17 protein-coding genes are annotated in these 14,579 nt (G+C 66.5%); 12 read left to right on the plus strand and 5 right to left on the minus strand.

Going from position 1 to position 14,579, the window contains the following annotated elements:
* Positions 1-10: 10 nt before the first annotated feature.
* The 3 genes from Q4S45_RS20675 to Q4S45_RS20685 form a co-directional block, all read right to left on the minus strand.
* Complete coding sequence (locus Q4S45_RS20675; protein ID WP_305507285.1) at positions 11-1,414, minus strand: tetratricopeptide repeat protein; 1,404 nt, start codon at positions 1,412-1,414, stop codon at positions 11-13.
* A gap of 12 nt (positions 1,415-1,426) precedes the next feature.
* Positions 1,427-1,561, minus strand: coding sequence for a hypothetical protein (locus Q4S45_RS20680; protein ID WP_305507286.1), 135 nt, complete (start codon positions 1,559-1,561; stop codon positions 1,427-1,429).
* Between the two features lie 303 nt (positions 1,562-1,864).
* Entirely contained in the window at positions 1,865-2,797 is a 933-nt protein-coding gene (locus Q4S45_RS20685) for a DUF808 domain-containing protein (RefSeq protein WP_305507287.1), read from the minus strand.
* A 195-nt stretch (positions 2,798-2,992) separates the two neighbouring features.
* Between Q4S45_RS20685 and Q4S45_RS20690 the strand changes: the two genes are divergently transcribed.
* From Q4S45_RS20690 to lipA, 7 genes are all read left to right on the plus strand, one after another.
* Entirely contained in the window at positions 2,993-3,196 is a 204-nt protein-coding gene (locus tag Q4S45_RS20690) for a BrnA antitoxin family protein (RefSeq protein ID WP_305507288.1), read from the plus strand.
* 212 nt (positions 3,197-3,408) lie between these two features.
* The gene (locus tag Q4S45_RS20695) at positions 3,409-3,693 is read left to right on the plus strand and encodes an HU family DNA-binding protein (RefSeq protein ID WP_305507289.1); all 285 of its coding nucleotides are present in this window, start codon (positions 3,409-3,411) and stop codon (positions 3,691-3,693) included.
* A gap of 106 nt (positions 3,694-3,799) precedes the next feature.
* Positions 3,800-4,429: a LysE family transporter gene (locus tag Q4S45_RS20700; RefSeq protein ID WP_305507290.1), complete on the plus strand. Its 630-nt coding sequence runs from the start codon at positions 3,800-3,802 to the stop codon at positions 4,427-4,429.
* 94 nt (positions 4,430-4,523) lie between these two features.
* On the plus strand, positions 4,524-6,281 hold the full coding sequence (locus Q4S45_RS20705; protein ID WP_305507291.1) for a DUF6600 domain-containing protein: 1,758 nt from the start codon (positions 4,524-4,526) through the stop codon (positions 6,279-6,281).
* Positions 6,282-6,710: 429 nt separating this feature from the next.
* Positions 6,711-6,986, plus strand: coding sequence for a DUF493 family protein (locus Q4S45_RS20710; RefSeq protein ID WP_305507292.1), 276 nt, complete (start codon positions 6,711-6,713; stop codon positions 6,984-6,986).
* Positions 6,987-7,087: 101 nt separating this feature from the next.
* Positions 7,088-7,804, plus strand: coding sequence for a lipoyl(octanoyl) transferase LipB (gene lipB / locus Q4S45_RS20715; protein WP_305507293.1), 717 nt, complete (start codon positions 7,088-7,090; stop codon positions 7,802-7,804).
* Positions 7,801-8,784, plus strand: coding sequence for a lipoyl synthase (lipA, locus tag Q4S45_RS20720; RefSeq protein ID WP_305507294.1), 984 nt, complete (start codon positions 7,801-7,803; stop codon positions 8,782-8,784). The genes lipB and lipA overlap by 4 nt, the downstream gene beginning before the upstream one ends.
* A 71-nt stretch (positions 8,785-8,855) precedes the next feature.
* On the opposite strand, the gene Q4S45_RS20725 is transcribed toward lipA, so the two are convergent.
* A complete protein-coding gene (locus Q4S45_RS20725; RefSeq protein WP_305507295.1) occupies positions 8,856-9,107 on the minus strand; it encodes a prevent-host-death protein in 252 nt (83 codons plus the stop codon).
* A gap of 145 nt (positions 9,108-9,252) precedes the next feature.
* On the opposite strand from Q4S45_RS20725, the gene modA reads away from it, so the two are divergent.
* From modA to Q4S45_RS20750, 5 genes are read left to right on the plus strand one after another with little or no spacing between them, the layout of a single operon-like run.
* Positions 9,253-10,008 carry a molybdate ABC transporter substrate-binding protein gene (gene modA, locus Q4S45_RS20730; protein WP_305507296.1) on the plus strand — a complete coding sequence of 252 codons (756 nt, stop codon included), beginning with the start codon at positions 9,253-9,255 and terminating at the stop codon, positions 10,006-10,008.
* A 1-nt stretch (position 10,009) separates the two neighbouring features.
* The gene (modB, locus tag Q4S45_RS20735; protein WP_305507297.1) at positions 10,010-10,681 is read left to right on the plus strand and encodes a molybdate ABC transporter permease subunit; all 672 of its coding nucleotides are present in this window, start codon (positions 10,010-10,012) and stop codon (positions 10,679-10,681) included.
* A gap of 5 nt (positions 10,682-10,686) precedes the next feature.
* Positions 10,687-11,361 carry a sulfate/molybdate ABC transporter ATP-binding protein gene (locus tag Q4S45_RS20740; RefSeq protein WP_305507298.1) on the plus strand — a complete coding sequence of 225 codons (675 nt, stop codon included), beginning with the start codon at positions 10,687-10,689 and terminating at the stop codon, positions 11,359-11,361.
* Complete coding sequence (locus Q4S45_RS20745; protein ID WP_305507299.1) at positions 11,358-12,161, plus strand: TOBE domain-containing protein; 804 nt, start codon at positions 11,358-11,360, stop codon at positions 12,159-12,161. The genes Q4S45_RS20740 and Q4S45_RS20745 overlap by 4 nt, the downstream gene beginning before the upstream one ends.
* Before the next feature lie 33 nt (positions 12,162-12,194).
* On the plus strand, positions 12,195-14,135 hold the full coding sequence (locus Q4S45_RS20750; RefSeq protein WP_374046061.1) for a helicase-related protein: 1,941 nt from the start codon (positions 12,195-12,197) through the stop codon (positions 14,133-14,135).
* Here Q4S45_RS20750 and Q4S45_RS20755 read toward each other — a convergent pair.
* On the minus strand, positions 14,132-14,578 hold the full coding sequence (locus Q4S45_RS20755; RefSeq protein ID WP_305507300.1) for a GNAT family N-acetyltransferase: 447 nt from the start codon (positions 14,576-14,578) through the stop codon (positions 14,132-14,134). The genes Q4S45_RS20750 and Q4S45_RS20755 overlap by 4 nt on opposite strands.
* Between the last annotated feature and the right edge of the window lies 1 nt (position 14,579).

Genomic DNA, 14,579 nt, shown 5'->3' on the forward strand with positions numbered 1-14,579 from the left:
CCTCAAAAAATCATAGTCCCCGATGCGCGGGTGGAACGATCTGTCGCAGAGCCGCCGGCTTGCCGGCGCTTCGCGCGCGCGCCGTGACGACCCAGCCTGCTACGGGCTTTCCGGACTCCATCCGCAGCTCGCCCGCCTCGAGCGCGGCGACGGCGAAGCCGGCCAGGTGCAGCGCGCGCCGTACGTAGCCGCGCGCATGAGAGTAGCGTCCATGCGGCTCGAGCCGGTAACGCGGCCCGTGGTCGGCGCCCGCTTCGAGCGTGAACAGCAGCAAGCCGTGCGGACGCAGCGCATGGCGCGCGGCGGCGAACACGCCATCGAGCGCGCCGAAATAGCACAGGGTGTCGGCCGAGATGATGACGTCGAATTGCCTGTCGTGACGCGCGAGCCAGGCCTGCAGTTCGGCCTTCTCAAGCGCATCGTAACTGCCGCGCTGAGCGGCGCGCTCGAGCATGCCTTGCGACAGGTCGACCCCCGTCAGGCGCGCGGCGTACGGCGCTACCAGCGGGCCGCACCAGCCGGTACCGCAGCCGGCGTCGAGGATATCGAACCGGTGCGCCGGTGCTCCCGCAGCATGCTCGAGTGCGTCCGCTATCAGTTTGGGGGCGCGGTAGCGAAGCTTGCCGAGCTTGGCGTCGAAGCTAGCGGCGAAGCCGTCGAAGGTACGTTCAACATAGGCGTCCGCCGCGCGCGCCGGAACGTCGCGGCGCGAGCAAGCGGCATGCAGGTGGAGCGCGATCGGATCGTCAGGCTCCTCGCGCAGCCAGTCGCGGTACACCTGGATCGCTCGCTCCGGCTGGCCCAGGGTGGCGTACGCCAGGCCCAATAGTTTTCTCGCTTGCGGATGGTGCGGCATCAGGGTGATCGCCTTGCAGTAACAGGCGACCGCCTGGCTGCCCTGGCCGAGGGCCGTCAGCAGGTTGCCCAAGTTCGTGTAGGCTTCGACGTGGCTCGGATCGATGGCGATTGCCTGCTCATAAGAACTGCGCGCCTCCTCAAGATGGCCCAGCGCGCGCAGCACGGCGCCCAGGTTGTTGCAGGCGTCGGCGTGGCGCGCATCGCGCTCGATCGCCTCCCGGTAGGCGGTCGCGGCCTGCTCCAGCTGGCCCAGTTCGAGCAGCACGTTGCCCAAGTTGTTGTAGCGACCGGCCGGTGCCGCATCGAGCGCGATCGATTGCAGCACCAGTTCCAGGGCCTGGTCGCTGCGGCCGCGCTGGTGCAGCAGAACGCCGAGGAAGTGCAGCGCATCGGCGTGCGCTGGCTCGGCGTCGAGGATGCGCCGGTACAGCTGCTCGGCCACGTCATGCTGGCCCAGCCGATGCAGCTGCAGCGCCACCTGCACCGCGTCGTCGACGCCCATGTCGCTGATCTCGTCGGGATCGTCGCCCTCGCCCGCCGTGTCGAGTACTCGCATGGCGTAATCCTTTCATTCGAAGGCGTAGCTGAAAACGCCGTGGCGCACGCCAACGTCAACTTTCAGGATGGGCTGGCCCTGCATCGGGCGGCTCAGGAATTCCGTGCTGATCCACGTCAGCATGGTGTTGGACTCACGCCCATGCATGCCAGCGCCGTTCAATCGCCTCGAATCGCCGCAATCAGTGTGGGATTGCACGCTCAAAATCGGTTTGACCACGATCAACCGTGCGCAGGTGATCCAGGATTAGCACGTCCGGCAGCAAAATGCCGGCAGATTGCAGTTGCCGCATCGAAGCGGCCGCGCAACGCTAAAGGTGCGGCAAAGTTCGGTGCCGTCGCGCCGCCGAGATCGGTGGATCCGACGACGCGGCCCTTCACGCGTCCCTGCAGACCAAACGTGCTTGCCGACCGTTGAACCCGGCGCAAATAACAATCACCCCGCCGGCGACTATCCCTTGCGCTTGAACAGCCGCGTCGCGATCGTCACCACCACCAGCGCGGCGGCGCCGGCGAGCATCCCGGCAACCGCGTCGATCGCCGACGGAGTGACGAACTTGAGCACCGGCCCCACGCCGGCCACGCTGCCGGCCCCGGCCGCCGCGCCGTCGACAAAGTGGTGCAGCGCCGGGACCCCGTGCATCAGGATGCCGCCGCCGACCATGAACATGGCGGCCGTGCCGAGCACCGACAGCGCCTTCATCAGCAGCGGCGCGCCGGTCAGCAGCGCCTGGCCGATGCGGCGCAGCGCGCCATTGCCACGCCCGGCCAGGTACAGTCCGGCGTCGTCGAGCTTGACGATGCCGCCCACCAGGCCGTACACGCCGACCGTCATCACCACCGCGATCGCCGCCAGCACGGCGACCTGCTGGCCGAACGGCGCGCCAGCCACGGTGCCGAGCGAGATCACGATGATCTCGGCCGACAAAATGAAATCGGTGCGCACCGCGCCCTTGATTTTGTCCTTCTCCAGCGCCACCAGGTCGACCGCGTCGTCGCACACCGCCTGCACCAGTTCGGCGTGGTGCTGCTGGTCCTCTTCGGCGCTGTGCAGGAACTTGTGGGCCAGCTTCTCGAAGCCTTCGTAGCACAGGAAGGTCCCGCCCAGCATCAGCAGCGGCGTGATCGCCCACGGCGCAAAGGCGCTGATCGCCAGCGCGGCCGGCACCAGGATCGCCTTGTTCTTGAGCGAGCCGACCGCCACGGCGAACACCACCGGCAGCTCGCGGTCGGCATCGACGCCGGACACCTGCTGCGCATTGAGCGCCAGGTCGTCGCCCAGCACGCCGGCGGTCTTCTTGGCCGCGACCTTGCTCATCAGCGCGACGTCGTCGAGGATCGCCGCGATGTCGTCGATCAATGCCAGCAAACTGCCTGAAGCCATCGGCCCTGCTCCTCATCCATTAAAAAAATATCATCTTACCCGACGCCGCCGCGTGCACCGGCCAGCCGCGAAATCCGCCGTTCATTCCCCGAAAAATGCAACTCGTCGCTTTCCGCGCAATTGGCGCGCCGACATACGTATAGTTGCCTTACTGGCTCGCTGCGTTACGGCAGCGGCCCATCCACCAGGGGAATCATGATGAATACCGACTACCAGACATCGACCGCCGCCGCCCGTCCTGCGCGCCAGGTCAAGCGCAAGACGCGCATCACGATATATCTCGACGACGAGGTGCTGTCGCAGTTCCGTTCGCTGTCCGAGCAGAGCGGCAAGGGCTATCAGACCCTGATCAACGCGGCGCTGCGCACCCGTCTGGCGAACCCGGCGCAGGCGCAATGAGGTAATGGGTCAGGTCCGCCGGAACGACGGGGACGCCTAGTCCCCGGGCTTGTCGCAGGCCGTCGAAAGGTCGAAACCGTGTTGTGAGCAGGTCGTCGAAATCGTGGCGATCCAGTCACAGCCGGGCTTACTTTCGCGCGCCCCTTCGAGAAATTATTGCACAGAGCAATATTTATGCTAATCTTCCCGCTCTTTCAACTTGGAGGTTAGTTATGAAAAAAGGCGAACTGATTGCAGAATTTGCGAAGCGCACCGAGATGTCCGGCGCCGCAGCCAACAGCGCGATCAACACGGTCATCGATATCATCACCGAGCGTCTGAAAAAAGGCGACACGGTTGGTATCACCGGCTTCGGCACGTTCTCGGTCGCCAAGCGCGCCGCACGCAAGGGCCGCAATCCATCGACCGGCGAAGCGATCAAGATCGCCGCTTCGAAGTCGCCAAAATTCTCGGCTGGCGCGACCCTGAAGGCCGCTGTCAACCCAAAGAAGAAGTAAGCGTCACCCGGGCGGACGCGGCTGGCTTCATGCCGGCGCGCGCCCGCCCTGCCGCGCCGCGCGGCGTCCCCCGCCCCCCTGAAGTTCCCCATTCCCTGTTCCCCGCATGACTTTTGCCACCTGGATTACGTTCGTCTTCGCCGGCACGCTGATCGCGATTTCTCCCGGCTCCGGCGCCGTGATGGCGATGTCGCACGGCCTGGCCTACGGCCTGCGCAAGGCCAGCGCCACCGTGCTTGGCCTGCAAATCGGCCTGCTGCTGGTGTTCGCCATCGCCGGCGCCGGCGTCGGCTCGCTGCTGGTGGCGTCCGCGCTGGCCTTCGGCGTGGTCAAGACGGTCGGCGCGCTGTACCTGATGTACTGCGGCGTGAGCCAGTGGCGCGCCGCGCCGCAGCCAATGGCCGGCGCCGCCGCGGCGGGCCATCCGCCCTTCGCCCGGCGCGTACTCACTGGCTTCCTGACCAACGCTACCAACCCGAAGGGCATCATCTTCATGGTCGCCGTGCTGCCCCAGTTCATTTCGCAGCAAGCGCCGCTGGTGCCGCAGCTGGCGATCCTGGGCGCCACCATGGTCACCATCGACACGCTGGTCATGCACGGCTACGCCGGCCTGGCCGCCGCCATGCAGCGCTACTTTCACGATGCGCGCGCGGTGAAGAAGCAGAACCGTTTTTTCGGCGCCGTGCTGGTGCTGGTCGGCGCCGCGCTGTTCTTCGTCAAACGTAGCGCGAGCTGACGTAATTGCAACGCTTTGTAACCCCCGTGCACAATTTGGGTGCACGCGCGTTTAATTCTAACGACGCACCTCGTCCACTTTTTTGGAGTTTCAAATGACTACTCGCTTCATCAAGGCCGCGACGCTGGTGGCGTGCGCGATGTTCTCGACGCTGGCGCTTGCGCAAGCCGATCTCGCCGATCCGCCGGCGCGCGTGGGCCGCGTGTCGCTGGCCCAGGGCCAGGTCAGCATCAGCGGCGAGCAAGGCGGGGAAGTCAACGCCGCGCTGGTCAACTGGCCGGTGACCTCGCGCAACCGCATCACCACCGCGCGCGGCGCGCGCACCGAGATCCGCATCGGCTCGACCTCGCTGCGCCTTGACGGGGATACCTCGCTGGAGGTCGATGAACTCGACGACGACAGCCTGCGCCTGCGGCTCGACTACGGCAGCGTGAACGTCCGCATCCGCAACGCCGAGGCGCTGGCCGGCTTCGAGCTGGGCACGCCGAACGGCGTCGTGCGCATGCAGGAGCCGGGCCGCATGCGCGTGGACGCCGCATCGCTGACCGTGGTGAACGTGTTCGACGGCGTCGCGCTGGTCAACGAGCGCGGCTCGCAGCTGATCGTCCGCGCCGGCAAGCGCGCCGAAGTGGGCGACGACTCGGTGCGCACCGATACCGCGCGCCGCGATGGCTTCGACGACTGGGCCTTCCAGCGCGACCAGTACGAAGACCGCTCCACCTCGGCGCGCTACGTGACGAGCGAGATGACCGGCTATGAAGACCTGGACCGCAATGGCGTCTGGCGCGACGATCCGGAGTACGGCCCGCTGTGGACGCCGACCGTGGTCGGTGTCGACTGGGCGCCGTACCGCGACGGCAGCTGGACCTGGATCGCGCCGTGGGGCTGGACCTGGGTGGACAACGCGCCGTGGGGTTATGCGCCCTTCCATTACGGCCGCTGGGTGCAGGTCGGCTCGCGCTGGTCGTGGGCGCCGGGCCGCCATATCGATCGCCCGGTGTGGTCGCCGGCGCTGGTGGGCTGGGTCGGCGGCTCGGGCTGGAATTTCGGCGTCGGCCGCAGCGCGCTGCCGTCGCGCAGCTGGTATCCGCTGTCGCCGCGCGAATCGTACACGCCGGTGTATCGCCTGTCGCAGCAGCGGCTGCAGCACCTGAACCGCTATGCGCATCCGGACGAGCGGCGCCAGGAATGGCGCGACCAGCGCAGCGGTCTGACGGTGCTGCCGCATGAAGGCGCCGGCCGCCGCGGCACGATTTCGGTGCACAACGCGCCCGGCACGGCGGTACCGCAGATCACGCTGCGCGACCGGCAGTGGAATCCGCCGGCCGCGCGCCAGGAAGAGCATCGCGGGCGCGAGCGGATGGACCGTGACGACATGGAACGCAATCGTCAGCATCGCCCGGAGATGGTCGGCATGCCCGCGCCGCAGGCGGCGCCGGCACAGCAGCAGGCGCCGGCTCCTTCGCCATTCTGGCGCCGCGACGGCCGGCCAGGCTTCGAAGAGCAGCGCCAGCGTCCGCAGGCGCCCGCGCCCGTAGCCGCGCCGACGCCCGCGCCGGCACCGCAGGCGGCGGCGCAGCAGGCGGTGGACCAGGTGCTGCATGGATCGCGCCAGGAAGAACGGCGCCATCGCGAGCCGGAAGCCGCCCAGCAGCCGCGCCAGATGGCGCAGCCGCCGGTGTTCCAGCAGCAGAGCGCGCCGACCGCGGCGCCAGCTGCTCCGCCAGCGGCACGGGAACGCCCGGCTCCTGCGCCAACGCCTGCCGCTCCATCGCCGGCCCGTGAACGTCCGGCCCCGCCTCCTCCTGGCGAGCGAAAACGTGGCGGCGAAGGCGAGCAGCGCGAACGCTGAAAATGGGGTCAGGTCCGCAGGACCAGACCCCGGACCGCCGGCGTCAGCATATCGGGGTCTGGTCCGGCGGACCTGACCCCATCTGCTGAGGCACGCGGGGAAGACCCCGTCATCCGGCAGCATCTCCTCAAAGCCGCTCGCCCCGTCATTTCAGTCGGCCAGCCCGCGAATTGTGCAGTTCGTCGCATCCCGATGGCCTGCAAGAGGGGACAACGGTACAGTGATATCACTCCCGCACACGCAGTCGTGCAGGAGGGTGATCCTCTCCGTTTTGTCCCGCTACTTCCTCTGAATGGAAATAGTTTTGGCCGGCCCAGCGCCGGCCTCTTTTTTTGTGCGCGCTGTTCAAAACTCCAACTTTGACTACAATGAGAACAGGCAAGCCTGACCGGCTGTGCCGTTTCATGTTCACTACTGACTGGATTTGCCATGCAACCGACCCCACCCGTTGACTCCCTGATCGAATATCCGAGCGACTTCCCGATCAAGGTGATGGGTCCCACGCACGAGGATTTTGCCGCGACCATCGTCGACGTGGTGCTGGAGCACGATCCGACCTTCCACATCGGCCGCATGGAAGTGCGTCCCTCGGCCAAGGGCAACTACACCGGCCTGACCGTGATGGTGCGCGCCACCAGCCGCGCCCAGCTCGACGACCTGTACCGCGCGTTGTCCGGACACCACATGGTCAAGATCGTGATGTAAAAAATGGGCGCGCGCCGGCCGGGCCAGGGCCCTCGCCAAGCACCCGGATCGGCGCTGACTTATAATGACGGGGCTCCATAACCCCGTCAGCGACCATCTCAATGTCCTCCAAGCGCCCCGAGCCGGCCATCATCCGCGATCTCGGCCGCGCCGAGTACGACACCGTTTTTGCCGCGATGCGTGCGTTTACCGACGCGCGTAACGCCGATACGCGCGACGAACTGTGGATCGTCGAGCATCCGCCGGTGTACACGCTGGGCCTGGGCGCCGACCGCGGCCACGTGCTGGCGCCGCACGGCATCCCGGTGATCCAGACCGACCGCGGCGGCGAAGTGACCTACCACGGCCCCGGCCAGGTGGTGATCTATCTGCTGATCGACCTGCGCCGCAACAAGCCGGGCGGCAAACTGTATGCGCGCCAGTTCGTGACAAAAATCGAGCAGGCGATCATCGAAGTGCTGGCGGCGTATAATCTCGGCGGTGAGCGCATCGCCGGCGCGCCGGGCATCTACATCGCCGACGGAGCCAAAAAAGGCGCGAAAATCGCCGCGCTGGGCCTGAAAGTGCGCGGCAACGGCTGCACTTACCACGGCGTGTCGCTCAACGTCGCGATGGACCTGGCGCCGTTTTCCTGGATTAATCCGTGCGGCTACTCCGGCCTCGAGACGGTCGACATGCGCACCATGGGCGTCCTTGCACCGCTGGCCGATGTCCAGCAGGCGCTGGCGCTCGAACTGGTGCGCCAGCTGGCCACGATGGACCTCGCCGCAACAACCGAACAACCAAACCACAGCCCCACCGGGCTCGCAGCCAAATGACTTCTGACACCGATACCAGCATCGCCCCCGCCTACAACGCCAGCGACAAGCAAAAAGGCGCCAGCAAGACCTCGCGCATCCCGATCAAGATCGTGCCGATCGCCGAGGTCGAGCGCCTCAAAAAGCCGGACTGGATCCGCGTCAAGGCGGCGTCGGCATCGACCCGCTTCTACGAGATCAAGGACATCCTGCGCGCCAACAACTTGGTGACGGTGTGCGAAGAAGCGAGCTGCCCGAACATCGGCGAATGCTTCGGCAAGGGCACCGCGACCTTCATGATCATGGGCGACAAGTGCACGCGCCGCTGCCCGTTCTGCGACGTCGGCCACGGCCGTCCTGACCCGCTCGACGTCAACGAGCCGCGCAACCTGTCGAAGACCATCGCCGACCTGCGCCTGTCGTATGTGGTCATCACTTCGGTGGACCGCGACGACCTGCGCGACGGCGGCGCCGGCCACTTCGTCGAATGCATCCAGCAGACCCGCGCGCTGTCGCCGAACACGCGTATCGAAGTGCTGGTGCCGGACTTCCGCGGCCGCCTCGAAAAGGCGCTGGCCATCTTCAAGGACGGCCTGCCGGACGTGATGAACCACAACCTGGAAACCGTGCCGCGCCTGTACAAGGAAGCGCGTCCCGGCGCCGACTACATGCACTCGCTGCAGCTGCTGCGCGACTTCAAGGCGCTGTACCCGAACGCGGTGACCAAGTCCGGCATCATGGTCGGCCTGGGCGAGACCGACGAAGAGATCCTGCAGGTCATGCGCGACATGCGCGAGCATAACGTCGAGATGCTGACGATCGGCCAGTACCTGGCGCCGTCGAATTCGCACCTGCCGGTGCGCCGTTACGTGCACCCGGACGTCTTCAAGATGTTCGAAGAAGAGGCATACAAGATGGGCTTCGTGCACGCGGCGGTCGGCGCGATGGTGCGCAGCTCGTACCATGCCGACGAACAGGCGCACAGCGCCGGCGTTGAGTAAGCATGCATTTTGGGGTCTGGTCCTGCGGACCAGACCCCATCTTGAATATCCACTCGCCCCGTAACAGCGACTCACAAATCATCCAAATTGATTCTGATAGGCGTTTTGCCGTCGGACAGTCGAGTCTCGACGATCTCCAGCAATTCCGCATCCTCCAACAATGCGCAGATTCTTTCCCACGCTTTTGGCGACAGAAGATATCCAATTGCCTTTTGCGCGTCCAGAACCGCGATGAGATCGTCGCCGGCCGATTCCAGAACAGCAGCTGGGTCCGCTTTGAGTTCGCTAATGTCGACTGACCTTGGCGCAAATATGCGATCCATGACCTCGCCTTTTTCGATCCTACAGGTTCCAGATTAGCACCTGCGACTGACCAAGCGATGTGTAAATTGCATTGTCTTCCACGCGAAAATCGCTATATAGGTTAGTATATAGCGATCACTAGTCGCCAAATTCCAGGAGATCGTCGTGCGTCCGTTTGCCCGCCACATAGCCACCGCTGTCGCCTTGATCGCTGCGAGCGCCACGGCCAGCGCCGCCGACCTCGTCGTCTCCGCCGCCTCCAGCCTGACCAACGCTTTCAACGACGTCGCACGCGGCTACGAAGCGCAGCACGCGGGCACCAAGGTCCTGCTGAATTACGGCGCGTCCGGCGCGCTGCTGCAGCAGATCGCCAAGGGCGCGCCGGCCGACGTTTTCGCATCGGCCGACCAGGAAACCATGGACCGGGCCGTCGCGCAGAATCTGGTGCAGGCCACCGACCGCCGCAACTTCGCGCAGAACGCGCTGGTAGTCGTGGTGCCGATGGACGCAAAGGTGCGCGTCGCCCGGATGTCAGACCTCGCCGCCGCCCCGGTCAAGCGCGTCGCCATCGGCATGCCGGCCAGCGTCCCGGTCGGGCGCTACACCAAACACGCGCTCGAAGCCGCCAGGCTGTGGCCGGGCGTCGAGCCGAAAGCCATCTATACCCAGAACGTGCGCCAGTCGCTCGATTACGTCGCGCGCGGCGAAGTGGACGCCGGCTTCGTCTACGGCACCGATGCCGCCATCATGAAGGACAAAGTGAAGGTCGCCTTCAGCGTGCCGCTCGATGTGCCGATCGCCTACCCGATCGCGCGCACCAGGGGCGGCGCCAACGCGGCCGAGGCGCAGCGCTTCGTCGACTACGTGCTCTCGCCGGCCGGCCAGGCGATCCTCGCCAAATACGGCTTCCTCAAGCCCTGACATGACGCCCGCCTGGACCGCCCTCCTGCTGTCGCTGAAAGTGGCCGGCTGCGCCACGCTGATCAATCTGTTCTTCGGCGTCGGCACCGGCTTCGCGCTGGCGCGCCTGCGCTTTCCCGGACGCGACCTGCTGGCCAGCGTGCTGACCCTGCCGATGGTGATGCCGCCCACGGTCCTTGGCTACTACCTTCTGGTGCTGCTGGGGCGGCGCGGCGCGATCGGCGCGTGGCTGCAGGATACCTTCGGCTTCTCCTTCATCTTCACCTGGCAGGGCGCAGTGATCGCATCGGCCATCGCGTCCTTCCCGCTGGTGTTCAGGCCGGCCCGCGCCGCCTTCGAGGCGGTGGACAGCCAGCTGGAACAGGCCGCGCGCGTGCTCGGCGTGTCCGGCATCGCGATGTTCCTGCGCGTGACGCTGCCGCTGGCATGGCGCGGCGTGCTGGCCGGCCTGCTGCTGGCCTTCGCCCGCGCGATGGGCGAATTCGGGGCAACGCTGATGGTCGCCGGCAGCATCCCCGGCAAGACCCAGACCCTGTCGATCGCGGTGTACGAGGCGGTGCAGGCCGGCCAGGACGACACGGCGAATGCGCTGGTGGTGCTCACTTCGATGGTCTGCATCGCCGTCCTGCTGATCGCCGGCCGGCTGGCGCCCGCCCGCGCGGGCCGGGAGTGACGACAATGGAACTCGAATTCGACATCCGCAAGACGCTCCGCTCCGGCAAGCGCACCTTTGAACTGGACGTCGCCATGCGCGCCAGCGGCCAGCGCATCGTCCTGCTCGGGCCTTCCGGCGCCGGCAAGAGCATTACGCTCAAGGCGATCGCGGGGCTGATCAAGCCTGACAGCGGCTTTATCCGGTTGAACGGCCGCACCCTGTTCGACGCGCAGGCCGGCATCGACATCGCCCCGCAGGACCGCAACGTCGCCTACGTGTTCCAGGAATATGCGCTGTTCCCGCACCTGAACGTGCGCCAGAACGTGGGCTTCGGCCTGCGCCGCGGCTGGCTCAATCCCTCGCGCAGCGCGGCCAGCGAGGCGGTCGATTACTGGCTCGACGCGCTGGAGCTCACGCCCATGGCGCACCAGCTGCCGTCCGAGCTGTCGGGCGGCCAGCGCCAGCGCACGGCGATGGCGCGCGCGCTGGTGTCGCAGCCGTCCGCGCTGCTGCTCGACGAGCCGTTCAGCGCGCTCGATCACACGCTGCGCGCGGCCATGCGCGTCGAACTCGATGCCCTGCAGCGTCGCCTGAACATCCCGATGATCCTGATCACGCACGACCCGGCCGACGCCGCGATGTTCGGCGATATCGTGCTGCGTCTGGACGAGGGTTCCGTCGTGAAGGAGCCGGCATGAGCGATTCGCTGGAGCTGCACGGCCAGGTATGGCTGACGCTGCGCGAGCAGAATTTCGGCAGCCCCGCGCGCATCGCCCTGCTCGCAAAGATCGCAGAATGCGGCTCGATCACCGCGGCGGCGAAGGCGGCCGGCATGAGCTACAAGGCGGCGTGGGACGCGATCGACGCGATGAACAACCTGTCGGGCGAGCCGCTGGTCGAACGCCTGGCCGGCGGCAAGGGCGGCGGCGGGACCCGGCTCACCGCGCGCGGCCAGAAACTGGTGGATAATTTTCGCGTGATCGAACGCGAGCACCGCCAGTTCATAGAACAGCTGAACCAGCAGGCCGGCAGCATGGCCGACGATCTGTTACTGATCAGGAGAATCGGCATGAAGACCAGCGCACGCAACCAGTTCTTCGCCCGCGTCATCCAGGTGCGGCCCGGCGCCGTCAACGACGAGATCGACCTCGAAATGGCCGGCGGCCACAAGCTCGCCGCCATCGTCACCCACGAAAGCACCGAAACGCTGGGGCTCGCACCCGGCGCCGAAACGTTCGCGCTGGTGAAGGCGTCGTCGGTGCTGCTGGTGACCGAGCCTGGCGGCGCCAGATTCTCGGCGCGCAATCAACTCGCTGGCACCGTGTCGCGCGTCTCGCCCGGCGCGGTCAATACGGAAGTGATCCTCGATCTTCCCGGCGGCGCCTCGGTGGTGGCGATCATCACCAACGAAAGCTGCACGGAGATGGGACTGGCGCCCGGCATTGCCGCGACTGCGATGTTCAAGGCATCATGCATCATTCTGTGTATGCCGGCCTAGCCGCATCGCTTTCACCAATCACCTAAGCTAACCATGCAATCGACACCCGACGACAGCGACGACACCCTCCTTTCCGCTGAACTGGCCAAGACCGGCGCGCGACTGGTCAAGATGGAGGGCCGCGTGTTCCTGCGTTTTTCGGGCGTGGCGCGGTACGAAGACCTGCGCGTGCCCTGGCAGCTGGTACCGGCGCAGGGCGTGCTGGCCAAGCCGAGCAAGTGGCGCAAGATGGACCCGGATGCGCAGCGCGCGCTTGTGCTGGAGCGCGCCAGTCCGGAGGCTGCGGAGGAACTGAGCGCAAGCGTCGACAAATTCGTCCAGGAGATTTCGGAGCTTGCCGACGATTGCGAATTCGATGCGATGACGTTCCTCGGCACGCTGGCCGACCTCGAAACGTCGGAGCCGGCCGAATATGTATTCGACCGCATCCGCCAGCGCATCATTCACGCTGTGGAGCGCGAGCAGGAGGAGCGCTACGCCGCGCGCACCAAGGAAAGCATCAACCTGGCCGAGTATCCGCAGTCGTTCGAGGCGGCGCGCATGCCGCGCAAATTCATCGCGTTGCTCGGGCCGACCAACTCCGGCAAGACGCACCGCGCGATGGAAGCGCTGATGAAGGCGCCGAGCGGCATCTACTTGGCTCCGCTGCGCCTGCTGGCGCTGGAGAACTTCGAGCGCATGCAGGCGGCGCGCCCGCACGGCAAGCAGCTCAAGGTCAGCCTGGTCACCGGCGAGGAACGCCGGCTGGCCGAAGGCGCCACCCACGTCGCCAGCACGGTCGAAATGCTCGACACGCGCACGCGCGTGGACGTCGCGGTGATCGACGAGATCCAGATGCTGTCCGACCGCGACCGCGGCTCCGCCTGGACCGCCGCGGTGTGCGGTGCGCCGGCGTCGGTGGTCTATCTGGTCGGCGCCCCGGAAGCGCGGCGCGCAATCGAGGCGCTGGCCGAGCGGCTCGAGTGTCCGCTCGAAGTGCACGTGCTCAAGCGCATGGCGCCGCTGGCGATGGAACCGTCTCCGGTGCGCAAGCTGCGCGGCCTGCGCCGCGGCGACGCCGTCATCGCGTTCTCCCGCCGCGAAGTGCTGAAATGGCGCGACATGATTACCGAAACCGGCCTGTCGGTCGCCACCGTGTACGGCAACCTGTCGCCGGAGGTGCGGCGCGCGCAGGCCGAGCGCTTCCGCGACGGCTCGGCCGACATCGTGGTCGGCACCGATGCGCTGGCGATGGGCCTGAACATGCCAATTTCGCGCATCGTGATGACAACGGCGGTCAAGTACAACGGCGTCGAGGAAGAAGAAATATCGGCGGCGCTGGCGCGGCAGATCGCCGGCCGTGCCGGCCGCTACGGCGTGCACGAGGAAGGCTGGGTGGCCGGTTACGATGACGACACCCATGAGGTCATGCGCGCGCTGCTGAAGGAAAAGCTGGCGGCGATTCCGTCCAGCGGCTTCGCCGTCGCGCCGTCGATCGAGCAGCTGCACCGCATCGCCGCGGTCACCCACGAGACTTCGCTGGTCAAGCTGCTCAAACGCTTCGTGCACAATATCGACGTGCCGGACGGGTTCTTCTACCCGCGCATCACCGAGGACCAGTCCGAGCGCGCGATCTGGCTCGACACCCTGACGCTGACGGTGGCGGAGAAATTCATGCTGTCGCTGGTGCCCATTTCGAGCAAGGTGCCGTCGCTGCAGAACGCCTGGGAATACTGGGCGATGTGCCTGGCGAAGAAGAAGGTCTGCAAGCTAGAACCGGAAGGCCGCTCGCTGCGCTGGCTGAACCTTCAGGAAGTGGAAGACGCCTGCCGGCGCTATTCGGCATACGCCTGGATCGCCTACCGCGATCCGGACATCTTCCCCAGCGTGGAACTGGCGCAGGAACTGTCGCGCGAGGCGTCCGAGCGGGTCGATTCGATCTTGCAGCAGCAGAATGCGGCGGCGCGCCAGCGCGGCGGCGGCAAGCGCCGCTAGGGCAATTGCTTGCCGAGGCAGATCGAGTCGGCGTTGCCGGCATACTTGCCGTAGCCGGGAACCGGCGCATAATCGCGCGACAGGTAAAACTCGACTGCGCGTCGATTGACTACGCGCGTCGACAGCCAGACCGCGCGGTAGCCCATCGCCGCCGCTTGCGCTTCGAGGAAGGCAAGCACTGCGCCGCCGACGCCGCGTTCTTTGGCGAACATGCGTTTCAATTCGGCGACGCCGGGGTCGAGTGGCCGCAGCGCTCCGCAGCCGATGGCGCGTCCCTGCGCATTGCGCGCGACCGCGAACAGCGCCCCCGCCATGCGCATTTCTCCCGCGTCGAACGACGACCTGCCGCTGTCGCCCGTGATCGCGGCCAGCGCGCCGGACAGTTCGTCCAGCAGGGCGATGGCGTCCGGCGTACCCGGATCTTCCGCGCAGATGGTCAGCACA

The organism is Massilia sp. R2A-15 (assembly GCF_030704305.1).
In the GTDB taxonomy this organism is placed as follows: domain Bacteria; phylum Pseudomonadota; class Gammaproteobacteria; order Burkholderiales; family Burkholderiaceae_D; genus JAFCUW01.

Excerpts from the sequence above, each read along its gene's own strand:
- Q4S45_RS20690 (WP_305507288.1), top strand. The coding sequence starts at position 2,993 with ATGATGAATACCGACTACCAGACATCGACCGCCGCCGCCCGTCCTGCG.
- Q4S45_RS20705 (WP_305507291.1), top strand. The coding sequence starts at position 4,524 with ATGACTACTCGCTTCATCAAGGCCGCGACGCTGGTGGCGTGCGCGATG.
- Q4S45_RS20725 (WP_305507295.1), bottom strand. The coding sequence starts at position 9,107 with ATGGATCGCATATTTGCGCCAAGGTCAGTCGACATTAGCGAACTCAAA.
- Q4S45_RS20675 (WP_305507285.1), bottom strand. The coding sequence starts at position 1,414 with ATGCGAGTACTCGACACGGCGGGCGAGGGCGACGATCCCGACGAGATC.
- lipA (WP_305507294.1), top strand. The coding sequence starts at position 7,801 with ATGACTTCTGACACCGATACCAGCATCGCCCCCGCCTACAACGCCAGC.
- Q4S45_RS20745 (WP_305507299.1), top strand. The coding sequence starts at position 11,358 with ATGAGCGATTCGCTGGAGCTGCACGGCCAGGTATGGCTGACGCTGCGC.
- modB (WP_305507297.1), top strand. The coding sequence starts at position 10,010 with ATGACGCCCGCCTGGACCGCCCTCCTGCTGTCGCTGAAAGTGGCCGGC.
- Q4S45_RS20750 (WP_374046061.1), top strand. The coding sequence starts at position 12,195 with ATGCAATCGACACCCGACGACAGCGACGACACCCTCCTTTCCGCTGAA.
- Q4S45_RS20710 (WP_305507292.1), top strand. The coding sequence starts at position 6,711 with ATGCAACCGACCCCACCCGTTGACTCCCTGATCGAATATCCGAGCGAC.
- Q4S45_RS20695 (WP_305507289.1), top strand. The coding sequence starts at position 3,409 with ATGAAAAAAGGCGAACTGATTGCAGAATTTGCGAAGCGCACCGAGATG.
- Q4S45_RS20685 (WP_305507287.1), bottom strand. The coding sequence starts at position 2,797 with ATGGCTTCAGGCAGTTTGCTGGCATTGATCGACGACATCGCGGCGATC.
- Q4S45_RS20680 (WP_305507286.1), bottom strand. The coding sequence starts at position 1,561 with ATGCATGGGCGTGAGTCCAACACCATGCTGACGTGGATCAGCACGGAA.
- lipB (WP_305507293.1), top strand. The coding sequence starts at position 7,088 with ATGTCCTCCAAGCGCCCCGAGCCGGCCATCATCCGCGATCTCGGCCGC.
- Q4S45_RS20700 (WP_305507290.1), top strand. The coding sequence starts at position 3,800 with ATGACTTTTGCCACCTGGATTACGTTCGTCTTCGCCGGCACGCTGATC.
- Q4S45_RS20740 (WP_305507298.1), top strand. The coding sequence starts at position 10,687 with ATGGAACTCGAATTCGACATCCGCAAGACGCTCCGCTCCGGCAAGCGC.